General features: G+C 73.8%; 19 protein-coding genes. 13 read left to right on the top strand and 6 right to left on the bottom strand.

Annotation, left to right across the window (positions count from 1 at the left end):
- The first annotated feature begins 2 nt into the window (after nucleotides 1–2).
- On the top strand, nucleotides 3–800 hold the full coding sequence (locus tag SM418_RS00465) for an enoyl-CoA hydratase/isomerase family protein (RefSeq protein WP_371938908.1): 798 nt from the start codon (nucleotides 3–5) through the stop codon (nucleotides 798–800).
- A gap of 29 nt (nucleotides 801–829) precedes the next feature.
- Here the strand turns inward: SM418_RS00465 and SM418_RS00460 are convergent, their stop codons facing one another.
- On the bottom strand, nucleotides 830–1,672 hold the full coding sequence (locus SM418_RS00460; protein ID WP_371938909.1) for a sirohydrochlorin chelatase: 843 nt from the start codon (nucleotides 1,670–1,672) through the stop codon (nucleotides 830–832).
- 601 nt (nucleotides 1,673–2,273) lie between these two features.
- Here SM418_RS00460 and SM418_RS00455 point away from each other — a divergent pair.
- From SM418_RS00455 to SM418_RS00410, 10 genes are all read left to right on the top strand, one after another.
- Entirely contained in the window at nucleotides 2,274–4,997 is a 2,724-nt protein-coding gene (locus tag SM418_RS00455; protein WP_371938910.1) for a sensor histidine kinase, read from the top strand.
- Nucleotides 4,994–5,440, top strand: coding sequence for a roadblock/LC7 domain-containing protein (locus tag SM418_RS00450; RefSeq protein ID WP_371938911.1), 447 nt, complete (start codon nucleotides 4,994–4,996; stop codon nucleotides 5,438–5,440). The genes SM418_RS00455 and SM418_RS00450 overlap by 4 nt, the downstream gene beginning before the upstream one ends.
- A 1-nt stretch (nucleotide 5,441) precedes the next feature.
- Nucleotides 5,442–5,831: a DUF742 domain-containing protein gene (locus SM418_RS00445; RefSeq protein ID WP_371938912.1), complete on the top strand. Its 390-nt coding sequence runs from the start codon at nucleotides 5,442–5,444 to the stop codon at nucleotides 5,829–5,831.
- Nucleotides 5,812–6,417, top strand: coding sequence for a GTP-binding protein (locus tag SM418_RS00440; protein ID WP_371938913.1), 606 nt, complete (start codon nucleotides 5,812–5,814; stop codon nucleotides 6,415–6,417). The genes SM418_RS00445 and SM418_RS00440 overlap by 20 nt, the downstream gene beginning before the upstream one ends.
- Nucleotides 6,418–6,629: 212 nt before the next feature.
- Complete coding sequence (locus tag SM418_RS00435; RefSeq protein ID WP_371938914.1) at nucleotides 6,630–7,817, top strand: ROK family transcriptional regulator; 1,188 nt, start codon at nucleotides 6,630–6,632, stop codon at nucleotides 7,815–7,817.
- A gap of 15 nt (nucleotides 7,818–7,832) precedes the next feature.
- The gene (locus tag SM418_RS00430; protein WP_371938915.1) at nucleotides 7,833–9,359 is read left to right on the top strand and encodes a sugar ABC transporter ATP-binding protein; all 1,527 of its coding nucleotides are present in this window, start codon (nucleotides 7,833–7,835) and stop codon (nucleotides 9,357–9,359) included.
- A complete protein-coding gene (locus SM418_RS00425; protein WP_371938916.1) occupies nucleotides 9,356–10,381 on the top strand; it encodes an ABC transporter permease in 1,026 nt (341 codons plus the stop codon). Before SM418_RS00430 ends, SM418_RS00425 begins: the two co-directional genes overlap by 4 nt.
- A 90-nt stretch (nucleotides 10,382–10,471) precedes the next feature.
- Complete coding sequence (locus tag SM418_RS00420; protein ID WP_371938917.1) at nucleotides 10,472–11,566, top strand: ABC transporter substrate-binding protein; 1,095 nt, start codon at nucleotides 10,472–10,474, stop codon at nucleotides 11,564–11,566.
- A gap of 139 nt (nucleotides 11,567–11,705) precedes the next feature.
- Entirely contained in the window at nucleotides 11,706–12,845 is a 1,140-nt protein-coding gene (locus SM418_RS00415) for a Gfo/Idh/MocA family protein (RefSeq protein WP_371938918.1), read from the top strand.
- Between the two features lies 1 nt (nucleotide 12,846).
- Entirely contained in the window at nucleotides 12,847–13,851 is a 1,005-nt protein-coding gene (locus tag SM418_RS00410; protein ID WP_371938919.1) for a sugar phosphate isomerase/epimerase family protein, read from the top strand.
- Between the two features lie 54 nt (nucleotides 13,852–13,905).
- On the opposite strand, the gene SM418_RS00405 is transcribed toward SM418_RS00410, so the two are convergent.
- Together SM418_RS00405 and SM418_RS00400 are read right to left on the bottom strand one after the other, a co-directional pair.
- Nucleotides 13,906–14,604 (bottom strand): cupin domain-containing protein, encoded by a 699-nt coding sequence (locus SM418_RS00405; protein WP_371938920.1) that lies wholly within the window; start codon nucleotides 14,602–14,604, stop codon nucleotides 13,906–13,908.
- Between the two features lie 56 nt (nucleotides 14,605–14,660).
- On the bottom strand, nucleotides 14,661–15,245 hold the full coding sequence (locus SM418_RS00400) for a Uma2 family endonuclease (protein WP_371938921.1): 585 nt from the start codon (nucleotides 15,243–15,245) through the stop codon (nucleotides 14,661–14,663).
- A gap of 204 nt (nucleotides 15,246–15,449) precedes the next feature.
- Between SM418_RS00400 and SM418_RS00395 the strand changes: the two genes are divergently transcribed.
- The gene (locus SM418_RS00395; protein WP_371938922.1) at nucleotides 15,450–16,010 is read left to right on the top strand and encodes a DUF1707 SHOCT-like domain-containing protein; all 561 of its coding nucleotides are present in this window, start codon (nucleotides 15,450–15,452) and stop codon (nucleotides 16,008–16,010) included.
- 111 nt (nucleotides 16,011–16,121) lie between these two features.
- Nucleotides 16,122–18,746, top strand: coding sequence for a WD40/YVTN/BNR-like repeat-containing protein (locus SM418_RS00390; RefSeq protein WP_371938923.1), 2,625 nt, complete (start codon nucleotides 16,122–16,124; stop codon nucleotides 18,744–18,746).
- Between the two features lie 274 nt (nucleotides 18,747–19,020).
- Here SM418_RS00390 and SM418_RS00385 read toward each other — a convergent pair whose 3' ends face one another.
- The 3 genes from SM418_RS00385 to SM418_RS00375 all read right to left on the bottom strand — a co-directional run bounded on the left by SM418_RS00385 (nucleotide 19,021) and on the right by SM418_RS00375 (nucleotide 21,496).
- The gene (locus SM418_RS00385) at nucleotides 19,021–19,206 is read right to left on the bottom strand and encodes a hypothetical protein (RefSeq protein WP_371938924.1); all 186 of its coding nucleotides are present in this window, start codon (nucleotides 19,204–19,206) and stop codon (nucleotides 19,021–19,023) included.
- Between the two features lie 129 nt (nucleotides 19,207–19,335).
- The gene (locus SM418_RS00380; RefSeq protein WP_371938925.1) at nucleotides 19,336–21,219 is read right to left on the bottom strand and encodes a DUF8508 domain-containing protein; all 1,884 of its coding nucleotides are present in this window, start codon (nucleotides 21,217–21,219) and stop codon (nucleotides 19,336–19,338) included.
- An 85-nt stretch (nucleotides 21,220–21,304) separates the two neighbouring features.
- Nucleotides 21,305–21,496, bottom strand: coding sequence for a ferredoxin (locus SM418_RS00375; RefSeq protein WP_371938926.1), 192 nt, complete (start codon nucleotides 21,494–21,496; stop codon nucleotides 21,305–21,307).
- Between the last annotated feature and the right edge of the window lie 131 nt (nucleotides 21,497–21,627).

Here is a 21,627-nt window from a genome sequence, read left to right as displayed (position 1 = left end):
CGTTGGCCGGGATCAAGATCGACCGGCGGGACGGGGTGCTCACCGTCACCCTCTCCCGTCCGGAGCGCCTGAACGCCGTCGACGGCGCCCTGACCGAGGAGATGCTCGACGTCCTGAACGAGCTGGCGCGCGACGCGTCCACCCACGTGGTCGTGCTCACCGGCGAGGGCCGCGGGTTCTGCTCGGGCATGGACATCCAGGGCGGCGACCCGGGCGGGGAGAGCGCCGAGGGCCGCGTCCAGCGGCTCTACCGGGGCATCGCGCGCGGCGCCGAGGTCACCGCGCGGCTGCGGGAGATCCCGCAGCCGGTGATCGCGGCGCTGCACGGCCCGGTCGCGGGCATGGGGGTGTCCTGGGCGCTGGCCTGCGACCTGCGGGTCGCCGACCCGACCACCCGGTTCGTCGTCCCGTTCACGAACCTCGGCCTGTCGGCCGGCGACTGCGGGCTCTCCTGGCTGCTGCCGCGGCTGGTCGGCCCGGCGAAGGCCGCCGAGCTGTCCTACCGCGCGCAGCGGCTGGACGTGACCCGTGCCGACGCGCTCGGCCTGATCACCGAGATCACCGCCGAGGGGGCGGACCTGGCGGGGGCGCAGGCCCTCGCCGACGAACTGCTCGCCAAGTCCCCGTACGGCCTGCGCCGGACGAAGGAACTGCTGAACGCGTCCCTGGACGCCCCCGGCCTCCGCCGCCAGCTCATGGCGGAGACGGCCGTCCAGACGCTCGCCTTCTTCAGCGAGGACCTCGCCGAGGGCATGACGGCGACGCTGCAGAAGCGCACGCCGGAGTTCAAGAACCGCTGAGACCGGCCCAGGGGGTCGCGCCCCCTGGGCTAGTCCGCGAGCGCGATGGAGAGCGCCTCGACGTAGCGGAGGGCCGCCAGCCGGGCCAGGGCCGGGTGGGCGCCCAGCGGGGCGCAGTGGGCCGCGCCCACGGAGGCGGCGGCGTGCGGGGCCAGCATCGCCTCGGGCTCGGCCCCGATCAGGTGCGGGGCGAGCGCGATGGACGCGGCGCCGGCCATGCGCAGCTGCTCCGCCGCGGCCTTGACGGACGCCTCGTCGTTCAGCGAGGCGGTGAAGACCGGGGCGGCCAGCCGGGAGGCGAGCAGCACGCCGGTGACCTCGGCCTGCCGGACGGCGGTCGCGTCCCCCGGCGTCGCGACGATGACGCCGGACGCGGCGGTCACCATCGTCATCAGCCTGATCCGGTCGGCGCGGGCGAGTCCGGCGTCGGCGAGCCGGTCGTGCAGCGCCTCCGCGATGAGCGGGTGCGGGCCGAGCGGCTCGGCGGCGACGGCGCGCACCGGCGCGGCCGCCACGGCGGCGTGCACGGCCCGGTCGAGCGCGGGGTCGGGGCCGGTGGACAGCGGCACCACGACCGCCGCGAGTTCGTCCCGCTCCTGCCGCAGCGCGGCGAGGACGCCGTACAGGCTCGCCTCGTCGCCGTCCAGGTGCCCGATGTAGGCGGGCTGCCCGGTGTGCTCGATCTCGACGAGCCGGGCGAGCTCGGCGGCGAGCTCGGTGCCGGCCTGCCGGGCGTACCCGGGCACGGCCAGGACCAGCGTGGGGGATCCGGGAGGGAGCAGGAAGGACTCGTCGCCGCGGTGCCGGCCGCCACGGGGGGTGCGGCGCCGTCGCGACGGCAGTGCCTCGGATGCCTGGCTTTCGGGACTCACGGCGGGAATCGTAACGCCCTCCGGCCCGGGAGCCGTCCTCCCGGCCCGGCCTGCCGCGTTCCGCGGCCCGGCGGGCGCGACCTCGTTCCGGCCTCCGTCGTTGCCTGTATGGATCGCGGTTCTCCTTCCCGTGCCGGCGCGACGCGAGCGATGGTGAAGAAGCAGAGTATGGCGCAATCCTGCCGAGCAACAGGGGGAAATGAAGCAAATTGTCCTGATTTGCCGCAATCTGCTTGCGTGAGATGCGCCAAGGTCCCCCGGGCCGCGGGCAGCGCCGCAGGTGCCGTGGAATGGTGCTAATGCCTCCGAAAGGCGCCAAAGGGGGCTGTGGCCCCGTCAAGGGCCGCCATTGTGGTCCAGGACTTCGGAGACGCCGGAGGGGCCGCGCCCACTCGCCGAGCCGATGGAGCACGTCCTGACCTGGCCCGACCTGGGGGAGGCCGCGGACGGTGATCGGATGCCCGATCACCGTGAACCCGCGACGTAGTAGGCTCCCGCACACCTCCGTACTCCACGCATCGGGAGGTTTCCCCCGCATGTCCCACCCCCCAGTGCCGTACGACCCAGTGCAGGAGGACGCGCCAGTGAGGGTCCGCCAGCCGTGACGGCCCGCGGTTTCTCCTCCATCCGGGCGCGGATCACCCTGCTGGTCCTCGTGCCGCTGCTGGCGCTCGCCGCGTTGTGGACGTTCCTCACCGGCATCACCTACGGCGACGCGCACCAGCTGCTGCAGAGCCGCGCGTTCCAGCAGAAGACGGTGCTGCCCACGCAGCGGCTCATCGCCGCGCTGCAGAAGGAGCGGCGCCTGTCGATGGCCGAGCTCGGCGGAGCCCCCGCCGCTCCCGGCGTCATGCGGGCGCAGCGGCAGGCGACCGACCAGGCGGTCGAGGACGTCCGCGCGGGCAGCGCCGACGGCGGGCTGCGGGACGCGATCCAGCCCGAGGTCGTCAAGCGGATGGACGACCTCGTGGGCAAGCTCGGCACGCTGAAGTCGCTCCGCCGCGGCGTGGACGAGCGGACCGGCGGACGCCCCTCCGTGCTGCGCGAGTACAACGAGCTCATCGACGGCGGCTACGCGATCTACAGCGCGACCACGCCGGCGGACGGGCCGCTCACCGGGCGGGTCCGCACGCTCACCTCGTTCGGCCTGGCCCGCGAGTTCATGGCCCGCGAGGACGCGCTGCTGACCGGCGCGCTCGCCGCGGGCCGCATCACCGCCGCCGAGCGCGGGGAGTTCGCCAAGCTCGTCGGGGCGCACCACACGATGCACCAGGTCAGCGCCCGCGACCTGTCCGCGGCCGACCGCGTCCGCTACGAGCGGCTCATGTCGTCCCCGGCCGTCATGCAGATGATGAAGCTGGAAGACCAGGTCATCGCCGGCGCCGAACCGCAGAAGGCCGCGGCGCGCCGTACCCCCACGTCCGGCACCTCGACGTCCGGTACCCCGACGACGGGGACCCCGGCGACCGGCGCCGGCGGGACGGCCACGGCCATGCCGCACGGGCAGGGCGGCCGGCAGGCGGCGCAGCCGGGCGGCTCGCAGCAGGCGCCCGCCGAGCGGGGCGCCGCCGTCATCGACCCCACCGTCTGGCGGTCCGTCGCCGACACCGCGAACGGGCAGCTGTACCAGCTGGAGAACCGGATCCTCGACGCGGTCGTCGACCGCGGCCGGCACCTCGCGATCCGCGCGTTCACCCGGCTCGGCCTCGCCGGCGGCCTCGGGCTCGCCGCGATCGTGCTGTCGTCCGTCATCGCGATCCGCGTCTCCCGCCGGCTGGTGCGCGAATGCCGCACGCTCGCCGGCGGCGTCGTGGACTTCACCAGGAAGCGGCTGCCGCTGCTCGCCGAGCAGATCATCGCCGGACGTCCCGCCGAGCCCGAGCCGGACCCGCGGATCGACTACCGCATCACCGAGATCCGGCAGATCGCCGAGTCGTTCGACCGCGCCCGCGAGGCCGTGCTCGCGGCCGCCGAGGGCGAGGTCGCGGCGCGGCGCGGCATCAGCGAAGTGTTCGTCAACCTCGCGCGCCGCAACCAGGCGCTGCTGCACCGCCAGCTCAGCCTGCTCGACACCATGGAGCGCCGCACCGAGGACCCGTCCGAGCTGTCGGACCTGTTCCGGCTCGACCACCTCGCGACCCGCATGCGCCGGCATGCCGAGGGCCTGGTCATTCTGGCGGGCAAGACCGCCGGACGCGGCTGGCGCCGCCCCGTCCCGCTGGTGGACGTGGTGCGCGGCGCGGTCGCCGAGGTCGAGGACTACCCGCGCGTCCGGGTGCAGCCGCTGCCGCGCGTCGCGCTGCTCGGCTCCGCCGTCGCCGACGTCATCCACCTGCTCGCCGAGGTGGTGGAGAACGCCACCACGTTCTCGCCGCCGCAGTCGCCGGTGCGGGTCAGCGGGCACCCGGTCGCCAGCGGGTTCGCGATCGAGGTCGAGGACCGCGGCCTCGGGATGACCGAGGAGGCGCTGCGCGCAGCGAACGAGCGGCTCGCGAACCCGCCCGAGTTCGACCCGTCCGACAGCGCCCAGCTCGGCCTGTTCGTCGTGGCGCGGCTGGCGCAGCGGCACGACATCACGGTCACGCTCCGCCCGTCCCCGTACGGCGGGACGACCGCGATCACGCTGATCCCCGGCTCGCTCATCGTGGAGGGCGCCGACCCGGACCCTGTCGTGCGCCGTTCCACCGGGCCGATGCGGGCGCTGCCGAGGCAGGCCGCGGCGCTGTCGGCGCCCGCGCGTCCGGCGGTCGACTCCGGCGGCGTCGTGCGGCTGGTCGCCGAGCCCGCGCCGCCCGGCCCCGCCGAGCCGCCCGCACCGTCCGCGTCGCCCGTGCAGCCACCGCCCGCCGAACCGGCGCCCGCCGAGGCGCCGCCCGCGGCGCCGCCGAAGGAGGGCGAGCTGCCCAAGCGCAGGCGGCAGACCCACCTGGCGCCCCAGCTCAAGGAGCGGGTGGACGCGCACCTCGCCGCCCGGGGCCAGGCTCCGCCCGCCCCTCCCGCGCGGCCTGCTCCGCCCGCGGAGCCTCCGGGCCCGCCTTCCGCGCCCGGGGCGACCGGACCGCCCGGGCCCGCCCAACCGGCCGGGGCGCCGTTGGCCGCGCCCGTCCCCGCGGACGCGCCGCAGCCGCCCGGCGAGCCCGCCGCGGCCGCTCCCGCGGACGGGGCTCAGGACGACGAGGCGCGCTCGGCCGAGGCGATGCGATCCATGCTGTCCGCCATGCAGGCGGGCTGGCGGCGTGGCAGGCAGGAGGCGGCCGACGCGGAGGCATCAGGCTCGGCGCAGGCCGCGCGGAATCCAGGCGACCAGGAGGACGACGCCCCATGACACATGCCCAGAATTCCGGCGCGGAGGTCCCGGGCGGAGCCGGCGGTGACCTGAACTGGCTGCTCGACAGCCTCGTCCAGCGGGTGGCGCCGGTGCGGAACGCGGTGGTGCTGTCCAGCGACGGGCTGCGGATCGCCTCGTCCGCGGGCCTCGCCCGGGAGGAGTCCGACCACCTGGCCGCGGTCGCCGCCAGCTTCCAGAGCCTCGCGCGCGGGGCGGGGGAGTCGTTCGGCGGCGGCCCCGTCCGGCAGACGATCGTGGAGATGGAGTCGTCGTTCCTCTTCGTCACCGCCGCCGGGCGCGGCGCGTGCCTGGCCGTGCTCGCCGACGCCGAAGCCGATCTCGGGATCATCGCCTACGAGATGGCGATGCTGGTCACCCGGGTCGGGCAGCACCTGTCCGCCGATCCGCGGGTCGCCGCGGCCGAGCCCGGCGGGCGGTGAGATGGGCGGCACGGCCTGGTACGACGACGCCGCGGGGCCCGTGGTCCGCCCGTACGCGGTCACCGGAGGCCGCACGCACTACGACGGCGACGAGTTCGACCTGGTCGCGCTGATCGCCGTCGCGGACCCGCCGGAGACCGCGGACGGCGCTCTTCCCGCCGAGCGGTGGGCGCCCGAGCCCGAACATGACATGATCCTGGAGCTTTGCCGCACCCCGTTGTCGGTCGCCGAGATAGCGTCGGATCTGGAACTCCCCCTCGGGGTGGTCCGTGTCCTGCTCGGTGATCTGCTCGACCACTCGCTGATTCAGGTCCGGCGTCCCGCGCCGGTGGCGCAGTTCCCCAGCGAGCGCGTACTCAAGGAAGTGATCGATGGAATCCGTGCGCTCTGACGCGTCCGCCCACCAGGGCGAGTCCGCGCTGACGGTGAAGATCCTCGTGGCCGGTGGTTTCGGCGTCGGCAAGACCACCCTGGTGAGCGCGGTCAGCGAGATCCGCCCGCTGCGCACCGAGGAGGCGCTGACCGAGAAGAGCATCGGGGTCGACGACACCAGTGCCGTCGCGAACAAGACGACGACGACCGTCGCGATGGACTTCGGCCGCATCACCCTGCCGAACGGCCTCGTCCTGTTCGTCTTCGGCACCCCCGGTCAGGACCGTTTCTGGTTCATGTGGGACGAACTGGCCAAGGGCGCCCTCGGCGCCGTCGTCCTGGTCGACACCCGGCGCCTCGCCGACTGCTTCGCCTCGGTCGACTACTTCGAACGGCGCGGCGTCCCGTTCATCATCGGCGTCAACCGGTTCGACGGCGCCGGCCACCACTCCCACGACCAGGTCAGGGACGCCCTCGACCTCCCCGCCGACGTGCCCGTCATCTCCTGTGACGTGCGCGACCGCGAGGACGCCAAGCGAGTCCTCATCACCCTGGTCGAGCACATCATGCGAACCATGAGCGGCCGCCAGACGGTCAGTTACTGACGCTCGCGTCATCCGCGACGGCCCCGTACCACCGCGTTCCACGCGATGGCGCGGGGCCGTTGTTTCGTCCCAGCTTTGTCCTTTGAGTGGAGAAAGTTCGGATGATCTAGGGAAAAGGTCTTCTCAGCGCGGCGAAAGCGGGTTACGGTCTCGCCCATGAGACCGGCGTCACACGGCCGGTCGCCGCGGATCGATCCCGAGAGGACGGCGTGATGCGCATGTCGGCTCGTCCGCAGAACGTGCACCAGGCACGGCTGCTGCGGCTGCTGCGTGACGAGGGGCCGCGCTCGCGCGCCGAGCTGGGGGACGTCGTCCGGCTGTCGCGGTCGAAGCTGGCCGTCGAGCTGGACCGGCTCGTGGAGCTGGGGCTCGTCGAGGGCGCGGGGCTGGCGGCCTCGCGGGGCGGGCGTCGGTCCGGGATCGTCAGGTTGTCGCCGAGCCTGCGGTTCGTCGCGTTCGACATCGGGGCCACCTCGATCGACGTCGCGGTGACGGACGGCGCGCTGGAGGTGCTCGGTCACGTGAGCGAGCAGTGCGACGTGCGGCAGGGCGCGACCGTGGTGCTGGAGCGGGCGCTGGACCTGCTCGGCAAGCTGCGGGACGAGGGGCTCATCCCGCAGGTGCACGGGACGGGGATCGGGGTCCCCGGGCCGGTCAGCTTCCGCGACGGCATGCCGGTCGTCCCGCCGATCATGCCCGGCTGGGACCGGTTCCCGGTGCGGGACGCGATCGGGCAGGAGCTCGGCTGCCCGGTGCTGGTCGACAACGACGTGAACCTGATGGCGCTCGGCGAGCTGCACGCGGGGCTCGCGCGGTCGGTCGACGACTTCCTGCTGGTCAAGATCGGCACGGGCATCGGCTGCGGCATCGTGGTCGACGGGGCCATCTACCGGGGCGTGTCCGGAAGCGCGGGGGACATCGGCCACATCCGGGTCGACGACGACGGGCCGATCTGCGCCTGCGGCAACGCCGGATGCCTGGAGGCCTACTTCGGCGGCGCGGCGCTCGCGCGGGACGCGGAGGCGGCGGCGCGGTCCGGCGCGTCCCCCGCGCTCGCGGCCCTGCTGGAGACCCACGGGAGACTGTCCGCCGAGCATGTCGGCGAGGCGGCGGCCGCGGGCGACCCGACGGCCGTGCGGCTCGTCCGGGAGGGCGGACGGCACGTCGGGCAGGTGCTCGCCGGGCTGGTCAGCTTCTTCAATCCGGGCCTGGTGATCATCGCGGGCGGCGTCGCGGGGCTCGGGCACACGCTGCTCGCCGAGATCCGCGGCGTCGTCTACCGCCGGTCGGCGCCGCTCGCGACCGGCAACCTCCCGATCGTGCTGTCCGAGCTCGCCGGCGCCGCCGGCGTGGTCGGCGGCGCCCGGCTCATCAGCGACCACGTCTTCTCCGCGTCCTGACCGAGGAGGCCCGCGATGGAACCGCTGCTGCTGATGCGCGGCATCGCCAAGCAGTTCCCCGGCGTCCGCGCGCTGGACGGCGTCGACCTCGACGTCCGTCCCGGCGAGGTGCACTGCCTGCTCGGGCAGAACGGCGCCGGCAAGTCGACGCTCATCAAGGTGCTCGCCGGTGCGCACCAGCCGGACGAGGGCGAGATCGTCTTCGCCGGGGAGCCGGTGCGGCTCGCCGGGCCGACCGCCGCGATGCGGGCCGGGATCGCCACCATCTACCAGGAGCTCGACCTGGTGGACGGCCTGTCGGTGGCCGAGAACATCTTCCTCGGCCATGAGAGGGCGCGCTTCGGGTTCACCCGGCGCGCGGAGGCCGAGCGGGCCGCGCGGGAGCTGCTCGGGCGGCTCGGGCACGGGGAGATCCCGCCGCGCCGGGAGGTCGGGCGGCTGCCCGCGGCGGGCAAGCAGGTCGTCAGCATGGCCCGCGCGCTCTCGCACGACGCCCGGCTGATCGTGATGGACGAGCCCTCCGCCGCGCTCGCGCACGACGAGGTCGGGAACCTGTTCCGCATCATCCGGGAGCTGACCGGCGCCGGGGTCGCGGTCGTCTACATCTCCCACCGGCTGGAGGAGATCCGCGAGATCGGCGACCGGGTGACCGTGCTCAAGGACGGCAGGGCGGTGGCGGGCGGCCTGCCCGCGCGGACCACGTCCACCGAGGAGATCGTGGCGATGATGACCGGGCGCGACGTTGAGTACGCGTTCCCGGAACGTCCCAAGTCCGGCGCGTCCGGCGCGTCCGGGGAGGGGCGGGCCGAGGTGCTGCGGGTCGAGGGCCTGACGCTGCCCGGCGCGTTCGAGGACGTGTCGCTCACCGTCCGCGCCGGTGAGATCGTCGGGCTGGCCGGGCTCGTCGGGTCGGGCCGCTCGGAGATCCTGGAGGCGGTCTACGGCGCCCGGCGTCCCGCGCGGGGGCGGGTGCTCGTGGACGGCCGTCCGGTCCGTCCGGGCGACACCCGCGCGGCGGTGCGGCGCGGCATGGGCATGGCGCCGGAGGAGCGCAAGAGCCAGGCGCTGCTGATGAACGAGACCGTCGCCGGGAACGTCAGCGTCGCCGGGCTGTCCCGGTACGCCTCCTTCGGCTGGCTCAGCCGCCGCCGGGAACTCGCCGACGTGCACCGCCAGATCGAGGCGCTCGACATCCGCCCGCCCGACCCGGGACGCCCGGTCGTGACGCTGTCGGGCGGCAACCAGCAGAAGGTCGTCCTTGCCCGGTGGCTGCTCGACCCGGCCGGGCTGCGGCTGCTGATCCTGGACGAGCCGACCCGCGGCGTGGACGTCGGCGCCCGCGCCGAGCTGTACGCGGTGATCCGCGAGCTGGCCGGACGCGGGATCGGGGTGCTGCTGGTGTCCAGCGAGGTCCCCGAGGTGCTCGGGCTCGCCGACCGCGTCCTCGTCGTCCGGGACGGGCGCGTCGTGCACACCGGCGACGCCCGCGGCCTCGACGAGAGCGCCGTGCTCAACATGATCATGGAAGGGAGTGCGCTGTGACCGACACGCGTCCTTCTGCGGGGCTGCTCGGCCCGCCGGCCGGGAAGCCGGGCGGCGGGCCGTGGAAGCCGCTCGCCAGGGCCGGCGGCGGCGAGATCCACCACCTCGGGCTCGTCGCCGCGCTGGTGCTGCTCGCGATCGTCGGCCTGGTGACGCAGCCGGACAACTTCGCCACGTCCGGGAACGTCGTCGGCATCCTCGCGCTCGCCGCCACCATCGGCGTGATCACGGTCGGCCAGACCTTCGTGATCATCGGCGGCGGGATCGACCTGTCCGTCGGTTCGGTGATGGCGCTCGCCTCGGTGTGGGCGACGACGGTCGCGACGCAGTCCTACGGGCCGGGCGTGATGGCGCTGTGCGCGATCCTCGTCGGGACGGGCTCGGGCATCGTCACCGGGCTGCTGATCTCCTACGGGCGCATGGTCCCGTTCATCGCGACCCTGGCGATGCTCGTCGCCGCGCGCGGCCTCGCGCAGCGGATGTCGGACCGCAGGACCCAGCTCGTCCGTCCCGAGAACGACGCCATCGAGGCGCTGTCCACCACGAAGCCGCTCGGGCTGCCGCTCGTCGTCTACATCTTCGCGGCCGTCGCGCTCGCCGGATGGCTGCTGCTGGGCCGCACCACGTTCGGCCGCCGGACGTTCGCGGTCGGCGGCAACCCCGAGGCGGCGCGGCTCGCCGGCATCGACGTCCGGCGGCACACCCTGCTGCTGTACGCGCTGTCCGGCTTCTGCTGCGGCATCGCGGCGATCATCATCATGGCGCGCACCACCACCGGCTCCAGCACGCACGGCGACCTGTACGAACTCGACGCGATCGCCGCCGTGATCATCGGCGGGACGCTGCTCACCGGCGGGCGCGGCACCGTCGCCGGGTCGATCCTCGGCGTGCTGGTCTTCACCGTCATCACCAACCTGTTCATCCTGAACGGCCTGCAGACCAGCGACCAGCTCATCGCCAAGGGCGTGATCATCGTCATCGCCGTGCTGCTGCAGCGCCGCGGGCTCCGCTCGCCCACCTGACCCTCACCTCCACCCCCCATGTCCAGCGCCGCGCGTCCTTCGGGGAGGAGCGCGGCGGGGGACGCCCCATCCCTCCACCAGGAGCACGTCATGCGCGATCAGAGCCCCCGTCGGCAGAACCCCCGTCAGCAGGGCGCCCGTCCGAACCGCAGGAACGTCCTGTTCGGCGGCGCCGTCGTCGCGGCGGGCGGTCTCGCCGCCGCCTGCACCAGCAACAGCGAGAAGGACGACCCGGCGCCGGCCGCGCAGGCCGGTTCGCTCGCCGGCGACAACGACAAGCCGGGCACGCAGGTCACCCTCGGGTTCTCCGCGCCCGCCGCCGACCACGGCTGGATCGCGGCGATCGCCAAGAGCGCCGAGGCGCAGGCCAGGAAGTACAAGGACGTCACGTTCAAGCCGGTCGAGCCGACCAACGACATCAACCAGCAGATCTCCGCCGTCGAGTCGCTGATCCAGGCGAAGGTGAACGTGCTGGTGCTGCTGCCGAACGACGGCGAGCAGCTGAACCAGGTCGCCCGCAAGGCGATGGACGCCGGCATCCCGGTCGTCAACCTCGACCGCGTCTTCCCCGACAAGCTGTCGTACCGGACGTGGATCGGCGGCGACAACTACGGCATGGGCGTCTCCGCCGGCCACTACATCGGCCGGAAGCTGAAGGGCAAGGGCGTCTCGGACCCGGTCATCGTGGAGATCCAGGGCATCGCGACGCTGCCGCTGACGCAGGAGCGCAGCAAGGGCTTCGCGGACGCGCTGAAGTCCTACGGATACTCCGTCACCGCGAAGCAGGACGCGAAGTTCACCGTCGAGTCCGGCAACCAGGTCGCCGCCAACCTGCTCCAGGCGCACAAGAAGATCGACGCGATGTGGAACCACGACGACGACCAGGGGGTCGGCGTGCTCGCCGCGATCAAGCAGTCCGGCCGCAAGGAGTTCTTCATGGTCGGCGGCGCCGGGTCCGCCAACGCGATGCGGGAGATCGAGTCGGGCGGCGGCGTGCTGGAGGCGACCGTCACCTACCCGCCGACGATGGCCGCGTCCGCGATCAAGCTCGGCCGGCTCATCGCGCATGGCAGGGGCATGGCGGACCTGGTGGAGCTGCGGGTGCCGCAGTCGATCACCCTGGCGTCCGAGACGGTCACCAAGGACAACGTCGACACCTACCTGCCGCTCGGCTTCGAGTCCTGAGCGACGGGGGCGCCGGCGCGCCCGCCGGCTTGCGGGCGGGCGCGCCGACCGGGCACCGGACGACCCCGGCGGAGCGAGGAGCGGCCGGTGCCCGCCGGAGGCCGGGGCCCAGGAGACGACACAGAGAGGTGAGCAGGATATGACGACCGTCGGAGTCGGGATGGTCGGGCATGCGTTCATGGGACGCGCCCACTCCCAGGCGTGGCGCAGCGTCGGGCCGTTCTTCGGGCCGCCGCTGACGCCCGTCATGGCCGCCCTGGCCGGACGTTCCGCCGACCGCGCCCGCGCCGCCGCCGAGTCGCTCGGCTGGGCGTCGGTGGAGACCGACTGGAAGGAGCTGCTCCGCCGCGACGACGTCCAGCTCGTCGACATCTGCACGCCGGGCGACAGCCACGCCGAGATCGCGGTCGCCGCGCTGGACGCGGGCAAGCACGTGCTGTGCGAGAAGCCGCTCGCCAACTCCGTCGCGGAGGCGGAGGCGATGGCCGCCGCCGCGGACCGGGCGCGCGAGCGCGGCGTCCGGTCGATGGTCGGGTTCAACTACCGGCGCGTCCCGGCGGTCACCCTGGCCCGGCGGCTGGTGAACGAGGGACGCATCGGGGCCGTCCGGCACATCAGGGCGCAGTACCTCCAGGACTGGCTGGCCGACCCCGCGGCCCCGTTCACCTGGCGGATGGACCGTGACCGGGCGGGGTCGGGGTCGCTCGGCGACATCGGCGCGCACATCATCGACACCGCGCAGTTCATCACCGGGCAGTCGCTCGTCGGGGTGTCGGCGCTGCTGGACACGTTCGTCCGGGAACGTCCGGTGCCGGGCGGCGGCACGGCGCGGGTCACCGTGGACGACGCGGCCCTGTTCATCGGACGCACCGACGCCGGCGCGCTCGCCACGTTCGAGGCCACCCGGTTCGCCACGGGACGCAAGAACTCGCTGCGCATCGAGGTCAGCGGCTCGTCCGGCGCCCTGTCGTTCGACCTCGAATCGCTCAACGAACTGTGGTTCCACGACCGGGACGAGGACGCGGCGACCGGCGGCTTCCGCCGGATCGTCGTCACCGAGCCCGTCCACCCGTACGCCGGGCACTGGTGGCCGCCCGGCCACGTCCTCGGATACGAACACACCTTCACCCACCAGACGGCCGACCTGCTCACCGCCATCGCGGAGGGCGCCGACCCGAGCCCGTCGTTCGCCGACGGCCTGCAGGTGCAGCGCGTCCTCGCGGCGGTCGCGGCCAGTGCGGCGGCCCGCTGCTGGGTCGACGTCGAAGGGAGCGCGTGACATGGCACGACCGATCACCCTGTTCACCGGCCAGTGGGCGGACCTGCCGTTCGAGGAGGTCTGCCGCCTCGCGTCGGGCTGGGGCTACGAGGGCCTGGAGATCGCCTGCTGGGGCGACCACTTCGAGGTCGACAAGGCCCTCGCCGACGACACCTACATCCCGCGCAAGCTGCAGACGCTCGCCAAGCACGACCTGAAGGTGTGGGCGATCTCCAATCACCTCGTCGGGCAGGCCGTCTGCGACAACCCGGACGAACGCCACAAGGCGATCCTGCCCGAGCGGATCTGGGGCGACGGCGAGCCCGAGGGCGTCAGGCGGCGCGCCGCCGCCGAGATCGAGGACACCGCCCGCGCCGCCGCGAAGCTGGGCGTCGGCACGGTCGTCGGTTTCACCGGCTCCTCGATCTGGCACACGGTCGCGATGTTCCCGCCGACGCCCGAGGCGATGGTCGAGCGCGGCTACGCCGACTTCGCCGAGCGCTGGAACCCCGTCCTGGACGTGTTCGACGAGGTCGGCGTCCGGTTCGCGCACGAGGTCCACCCGAGCGAGATCGCCTACGACTACTGGACGACCGTCCGCACCCTGGAGGCGATCGGGCGCCGTCCCGCGTTCGGGCTGAACTTCGACCCGTCCCACTTCGTGTGGCAGGAGCTCGACCCGGTCGGCTTCCTGCTCGACTTCCGCGACCGGATCTACCACGTCGACTGCAAGGACACCAAGGTCCGGACGGGCGACGGACGCCGCGGGCGCCTCTCGTCCCACCTGCCCTGGGCGGACATGCGGCGCGGCTGGGACTTCATCTCCACCGGCCGCGGCGACGTCCCCTGGGAGGACGTGTTCCGCGCGTTGAACTCGATCGGCTACGACGGCCCCATCTCCATCGAATGGGAGGACGCCGGCATGGACCGCCTCCAGGGAGCCCCCGAAGCCCTGGAGTTCGTCCGCGCCCTCAACGCCATGCAGCCGCCGGAGGGCGCCTTCGACGCCGCCTTCTCCTCCGACTGAGCCACGCGGTGTGCCGCCCCGGTGAGGCCACGCACGGGGGCTGCGCACCGTACCTCACGAATCCGGCAGTGCGCGGAAGTCGGCGAAGTCGAAGCCCGGGGAGACGACGCAGCTGACCAGGACCTCCTCGTCTCCGGCCGGGCGCGCGGCCTGCCAGACGCCGGGTGGCACGACGGCCTGGGGGACCTGCCCGTCCGCCAGGGCGTCGCCGAGCATCACGGTCTCGGGCTTCCCGGACGGACGTTCGCCGTCGCCGTCGAGCAGCAGCGCCAGCGGCCCGCCCCTGTGCCACAGCCACACCTCGGCGGACCGGACGGCGTGCCACATCGACTCCTCGCCCGGCGGCAGCAGGAAGTAGATGCCGGTCGCGCTCGCCCGCTCGCCCGGATAGCCGCCCGGAGTGAGGGTCGCTTCCGACCGCCACGTCTCCCGGTACCAGCCGCCCTCCGGGTGCGGCAGGAGATCGAGGGCCTCGGCGGTCGCGGGCCGGTCGAGCACCGCGACATGGCGCCCGTCCGGGCCGCGCCGCAGGTAGCGGAGGCGGGCCGCCGCGGTGCGGTCGATCACCCCGCGGCCCGGCACCGCGCCGGGGAGGGGATCCAGCGTGACGGCGACGACCTGCCCGTCCTCGAACGCGTCGTCGGCGACGGCGAGGGCGGCCTCCTCCGGCGCCCACACCGCCCCCGCCTCGGACAGGACGAACCGCGGACCGGCCTGGGCCTCCCAGGCGTCGAGCGTCGTGATCAGCAACACCCGTCGAGCCTAGACCGTCGGAACGATCTTGCCGGTGACCCACCCTCCGGTGGGGGCTAGTCCATCTCGGAGAGGCGGGCCGGGTCGAAGGCGATGGGGTACGGGCGGTCCAGCGTGAGGGTTTCGCCGGAGCGGGCCTTGCCCGTCACCTCGTAGTGGTCGTCTCTCAGTTCCAGCAGGGTGATGGTGGGGCGGGGTTCCAGGTCGACCAGCCAGTAGTGGGGGATGCCGGTCGCGGCGTACTCGTCGACCTTGCGGACGCGGTCGGTCTGCTCGTTGACCGTGCGGGGCGTGACGACCTCGGCGACCAGGATGAGGTCGGGGCCGTAGTAGGTGCGGGTCTGGCGTTCGAGGGCCGTGCGGGCCACGTCGCGGGCCACGGCGAAGACGTCGGGCTTGCGGATGCCGGACGGTGTCGTCACGTCCTGCGGCGCGCCGGCGATGTGGACGTCCGCGTCGGCCTGCCGGGCGGCGTCCTTGAGGACGGCCTTGAGCTGCTCCGCCGCGTGGTCGTGCCACAGGTCGCCGGGCAGCTCGTGCAGCCAGCCGTCGGCGAGCTCGTAGCGGCGGCCCTCCTCGGGAAGCGCGTCCAGGTCGTACAGCGTGTACGGGCCATGCGCGCGGCCGAGCGTCCCGCCCATGGACCGTCCCCCCTCAACCTCGATCTACGGGCTGTCCCGAACTTAGCGGACGGACGTCCGGATGGACGGTAAGCATGATCGCGTGTCGGGATCCGGCCGAATGTCTCGAAAGCCGAGCGGTGGCAGGTTACGATGTATCGCGTCTTGGCCCTCCATGGACTGGAGGGAGCAGGCTGGGGAGGCCGGCCCCGAAGGAGAGATGCGATGAGCGTCGAGCAGCATCCCGTGCCCGCACTGCGCGCGTCGGACCGCGACCGAGACGAGATGCTCGTCCGGCTGCACACCGCCTTCGCCGAGGGGCGGCTGGACGAACCCGAGCTGGACGAGCGCATAGACCGGGTCCTCGCCGCGCGCACCCACGGCGAACTGGGCGCCGTCGCCGCCGACCTGCCGTCCGGCCGGCCCGTCCCGTCGGCTCTCCAGGGCGGGCCCGTGGGGCGGTTCCAGGTCGCCTACAAGAGTTCGGTGACGCGTGCCGGGCGGTGGCGGCTGCCGGAACGCTTCACGACGGTCGTCTACAAGGGCTCCGGTGCGCTCGACCTCCGGTCCGCCGAGCTGGACGGCCCGATCACCACGCTCCGGGTGCTCGCCTACAAGTCCACGGTGGAGATCACCGTACCGGTTGGTATCCGTGTGGAAGCGGACGGTGTGGGGGTGTCCGTGGAGGTGTCCGGCGACCCGCCGGCGGGGGCGCCGATCGTCCATGTCCGGGGTTATGCGTACAAGGGGGCTATCCGGGTGAAAGGTCTGATACCTCGGCTCTGAGGTGATAGAACGCTCCAGCGGCCCCATCGGCCGCCGTTCATGCGGATGTCGGTACAGGACGTCCCATGGCGCGATTTGATGGTGGTCCGACAGGACCGTGAAGGAGCGCGAGTGACGGCGAGGACCCCGGAGCAGGACGAGGCCCCGCGGACGGTCGAGGACGAGCCGGCGGGCTCCCGCCAGATCCGGCGGCGGCTGACGTTCGGCGTCGCCGGCGACATCGCCGACATGCGGGCCTCCCTGTCGCCCTGGCAGCGCGCCTACGAGGCATGGCGGTCGGCCGGGCTGAGCTGGGGGCACGGCGCCCCGCCCCGCGAGCGCGCCGTCGGGCCGGCGAGCCACGACGCGCTCCGGGCGGGGGACCCGCCCGCGGCGGCGGTGGACGCGCCCGAGCCGCCCAAGCCCAAGACCGCTCCCAGGAAGTCCGCGCCCAAGAAGCCGGAGGCGGCCAAGCCCGCGCCCGCGCCCAAGGAGGCGCCCGAGAAGTCCGCGTCAAAGAAGCCGAAGGCGGCCCCGCCCGCGCCCGCGCCCGAGAAGTCTGCGCCCAAGAAGTCTGCGCCCAAGAAGTCCAAGCCCCCCAAGTCCGAACCCGGGGACGTGCTTGTCGCCGGGCGCCCGGCGCGGAAGCCGTCCGGGAGGCCGGCGCCGTCGCGGCGGTTCCGCGCGCGTGCGGCGGTCGGGGCCGGGCTCGTCGTGGTCGCCGCCGGGACGGTCTTCGCCGTCGCGCAGCGCGCGGAGGCCCCGGGCGAGCCGGGCATCCGCGGCCCGATGGCGGCCGACGAGCTTTTCGCCCTCGACCCGGCCGCCACCACCGACGGCCTCGTCCAGGACCTCACCACCGTGGCCGCCGCAGGCGGGACGATCGTCGCCGCCGGCACCGAGGGCGACAGCGCGCCCGGCACCGGACGCACCCGCTTCCTCGTCTCCGCCGACGCCGGCCGTGCCTGGACGGTCGCGGAGGTCCGCACGCCGGACGGCGCGACGCCTCCGCCCGGTGACACCCCCCGCCTCATCTCCGGCGGTTCCGGGCAGTGGGCCGCCCTCGGCCGGACGCCCGGCAACGGCACCGTGGCGTGGACCAGCGACGACGCCAAGACTTGGACGCGACGTCCCCTCGACGCCGGTTTCACGCCGTCCGACCAGGTGAACGACCTGACCCGCATTGGCCAGGAGTTCGTCGCCGTGGGCGCCTCGCAGGGGCGCGCCATCGCATGGGCCTCCGCCGACGGACGCGCATGGCAGCGCATCGACGGCGTCAAGGGAATCACCGGCCTGGACCGCGTGGCGGCGACCGGGAACGCCGTCGTGGCCCACGGCACGTACTCCAGGAAGGTCACGCAGAAGAAGGGCCGCAAGAAGGTCACGCGGACCGTGCGCAGCGAGGGCTTCTGGCGGTCCGCCGATGGCGGCCGGACCTGGGCCCCCGTGCAGGTGCCCCAAGCGCAGGGCTCCTACGGCCCCACGAAGGGCCTGGCGGCCGGTCCCGGCGGGTTCGCGACCGTGCGGGAGGGCCAGCGGACGACCGGCTCGAAGAAGCGCCGCAAGACCACGCGGTTCGGGGTGCTGTTCACCTCGGCGGACGGCCAGAGATGGCAGGTCGCGAGCCGGTTCGCCGGATCCGGGATCGAGCGTTTCGGCGGGACGCGGGCCGGCCTCGCCGTCGTCGTGCGCGGCGCGAAGGGTTCGCACGCCATCCTGCGCAGCGCCGACGGCCGCACGTGGCAGCCGGGCGGCAGCGCCCCCGCGCCCGTGGTCGGCAGCGGGCTGACGGTCGCCGCCGGCGGCGCGCCCGTGCTCTCCGGCCGCCAGGGCGACGACGCCTACCTGCACGGCGTCGACCTGCGCACCGTGCCGGGCGCCGTCCACGCGGAGCGCTCGATCAGGTCGCTCGCCACCGCCCCCGGGCTGTCGGTCGCGGTGGGCGGCACCAACGGCGGCGCCGCGATCTGGACGGCCCCCGACGGCCTGCAGTGGACGCGCGCCCAGCTCCCCGGCGCCCGCGGGCGCCTGGCGGACGCCGTGCGCGGGAACCGCGGCTGGCTGGCCGTGGGCAGCGCGTCCGGCGCGTCGCCCGCCACCCTGGCGTTGACCTCGCAGGACGGGCTGAGCTGGCAGAAGGCCGCGTTCCCCGCCGGGCCGCCGCCGGTGGCCGTCGCCACGGGACCGTCCGGCTACGTCGCGGTGGGCCCGCGCGCGGCCTGGCGTTCCACCGACCTGCGGACCTGGAGGCAGGCCGGGCTCGACGGCGTCCCGTCCGACGTGACCGCGACGACCGGCAGGTACGTGGCGGTCGGCGTCCGCGGCAAGGCGCCCGCCATCTGGACGTCCCCCGACGCCGTGAAGTGGACGGCCGCTCAACTGCCGCCCGGGTTCACCGCGCCGCTGACTCAGGTCGCGGTCAACGGCGCGACCCTCGTGGCGCTCTCGGCGACCGCGACCGCGCTGGTCTCCACCGACGCCGGAGCGACGTGGGCTCAGCGCAACCTTGGCCCCGGCGTGACGGCCACGGCGGTCACGCCCGCCCCGCAGGGTTTCATCGTGACCGCGAGCTCGGGCGACGACGCCGCCGTCCTGACGTCCACCGACGGGACGACCTGGCGCCGACTCGACGTCGGCGGGCTCAGCGGCCCGGGCGACCAGCGGCTCACCGCGCTGGCCACCATGGGAGCCAACGTCCTGGCTACGGGAACCGACCACGGGACCCCGACGCTCTGGCACGCGCCCATTCCCAGGTAGGAGGACCGTGGCGGTTCCCGTCGTCGAGCCGGGCCGGTCTTCCGGCGGGGGTCAGCCGTTGCACCCGCAGGAGCAGCCCTTCGGGCACGAGCATCCGCCGCCATGTCCGCAACTGCAGTCTTTTTTCGTCATGGGCGGAACGTAACCTTTTGCCCACTTTGCGGTCTATGGCCGAGGCGCGATGTGCACCTGTCGTAGAGGACACGGGCCGTCCCGGGGGGGGTAGAGGGACGGCCCGTGCCCTGTCAGGGGGTCGGAAGTCGATGCCAGGGGGTCAGAAGTCGATGTGGAAGTCCACGCCGAGCAGGACGAGGATCCAGAGGAACACGGCCAGCAGCGCGCTGACGACGCGCTCGACCAAGCTCTCGTTGATGTAGCCGCGGTCCCAGGCGACGAACACGCCGACGATGGTGTAGACGAGGCCGAGCAGGCTGAAGTGCGGCCGATATCTGGTCGCCATGAAGGCGTCTCCTCCGGGTGGGGGGTATGACGATCCGTCGTTGCCCGGCCATACGAGGAGAAAACACCGGCGGCATTCGGGGATGTGCCGTGACGATCTTTTTGGTGGCTCCCAAATTGGGGAGCCTGCCTACTTCCCGGACATGTCGATGCGGACCACGGTCGGGTCCCGGTCGCCGGCCCGCTCCGCGAACTCCGCGTTGCGGTGCACGATGTCGAACTCGTGCTTGCGTGCGGCCAGGGACGCGCTGAGCAGGATGTGGTCGAGGTCCTCGGCGTTGCCGCCGGACACCGCGGTGTAGCGGTCGCCCGGGGGCCGCTCGGCGGGGAGGCCGGCGAGCCCGGCGCCCCTGGCGAGAGTCTGGACGGGCAGGGACGTCCCGCCCGCGTTGAGGTCGCCGGCCACGATCACGCGGGCGTTCGCGTCCACCTTCCGGACCGAGTTCACGAAGCCCGCCACCACGCGGGCCTGCGCGTCGCGGCGCCATTCGGTGGGCCGGGACGGCGGCTGGTTCCGGCCGAACAGCGGCTGGTCGTCGCCCGTGCGCGGGTACCACCGGTTCGCGATGACGATGAGGCGGCGGCCCTGCCAGGTCAGCTCCCCGGCGAGCGGCTTCTGCGCGCCCGCCCAGGCGGCGTCGCGGGGGGAGATCCGGCCGGGGCTCAGCGTCAGCCCGGCGGTGCCGCCCCGCCGGACGGCCTTGACCGCGGTGACGGCCGGGTCGGGCCGGTCGGGCGGCTCCTCCGGGACCGGCTCCGCCGCGGCGGGACGGTCGACGAACGCGAGCCCCCGGTCGGTGCGGAACAGGAACCCGGACCGTTCGTTGGCGCCGTCCTTGCCGCCGTCGGCGTTGTCGCGCGGGTCCACCGAGCGCCAGTCGTAGGCGGGGCCGCCCGCCGCGCTGATCGCGGTGATGAGCTGCGCGACGGTCTGGTCGGTGGCGACGGTGCCGTCGTCGTCCGGTCCGCTGTTGTCGCCGACGCCGGTGACGGCGATGAGGTCGGGCGAGCCGAGGCCGCGCACGATGTCGTCGGCGAGCGCGGTGAAGCGGGCGGGCGGCGCGTCGGGGTCCAGCCCGCCCAGCCCGGCGGTGGCGACGGCCATCTCCCCGGGACGCTGCGGGCGGGTCGTCTCCCGGGACAGCCTGCCCGGGGCGCGCCGCGGGGTCGCGGTGAGCAGCAGCCTGTAGTCGCCGTAGGAGTAGTCGAGGACGCCGTGGTGCGCGCCGGGCAGCTTGTCGCCGACGTTCATGCCGGGCAGCGGGGCGAGCGCGTCGTCGAGGATGACCCGTTCGGGGTTGGCGTCGCCGTCGCGGAGCAGGATGCCGCCGCGCGCGGTCCGCGTCCCGGCCCCGGCGCCGTTCGCGGGCAGCACCGGCAGTTCGCCGTAGCGGGACGGGCCGACCGCGACGGCGTCGCCGATCCCGATCCGCATGCCTTCGAGGGCCTCGTAGAAGTCGAGGCCGTCACGGCGCGGATCGAACGCCCCGCCGCGTTCGACGTTCCCGTGGCCCCGGTCGACCACGCGCGTGGGCGCTCTGCGTCCGTGCGGGCCGCCGAGGACGGCCGGCGGCGGCAGGGCCGCCCCGCGGGCGGCGACGGCCACCGAGGCGGCGTCGATCTCCGTGCGGGTGAGCCCGCCGGACGACGCGCCGTCGGGGCGGAACTCGCGGACCGTGCCGTCCACCCGGACCGCGTCGCCGACCGCCGCGCCCGGCCGGTTCCGGGTGAAGACGAAGACGCCCTCGGACGTCGCGGTGTTCCGGTCGGGACGAGGGTCCTGCATCCAGAACCCGTTGACGGTCTTCGCCGTCACGACGCCGGGGACCCGGGCGACCCTGGCGCCGTTCAGCGGGGAGACGTGCGCGGCGCCCTGCACGTCGTGGATGCGGACGTCGTGGATGCGGACGTCGTGGCTGCGGACGGGGCGGGGAGCGGCGCTCGCGGGGGACGCGATGGCGAGGGGCGCGGCGAGCGCCGCCGCGGCCAGGGCCGTCCCCAAACCGTTGATCACCGAAAGATGATACGGGCGGGACGGCCCCGTCGCGCCCACAGGCCGAACTACTCGAACAGCAGGCGGGGGAGGGGCGGGAGGCGCGTCAGTCCTCCAGCGACAGCGCGGCCTTCGGGCACGACCGCACCGCGTGCCGGACGCGGTCCTGCTCCTCCGCCGGAACGTCCGGCTGGAGGATCTGGAGCTCGTCGTCGTCGTTGAGGTCGAAGACCTCGGGTGCGAGCCCGACGCACACGGCGTTCGCCTCGCACACCAGCGGGTCGACTCGTACTCTCATCGCCATCTCCGTTCAAGGATGCACCGTGACCGCCAACCTACCGAACCTGGTTCGGAAGACGGCGATCACCCCCGAAAGTAGAACACGTTCCAGTCTGCCTGGGCAAGACTCGCATCTCACCCCATCCGGCG

Source organism: Actinomadura chokoriensis (genome assembly GCF_041463665.1).
In the GTDB taxonomy this organism is placed as follows: Bacteria; Actinomycetota; Actinomycetes; order Streptosporangiales; family Streptosporangiaceae; genus Spirillospora; species Spirillospora chokoriensis_A.
Note: the sequence above shows the minus strand (reverse complement) of the source record. Positions and strands in the feature narration are given on the sequence as shown.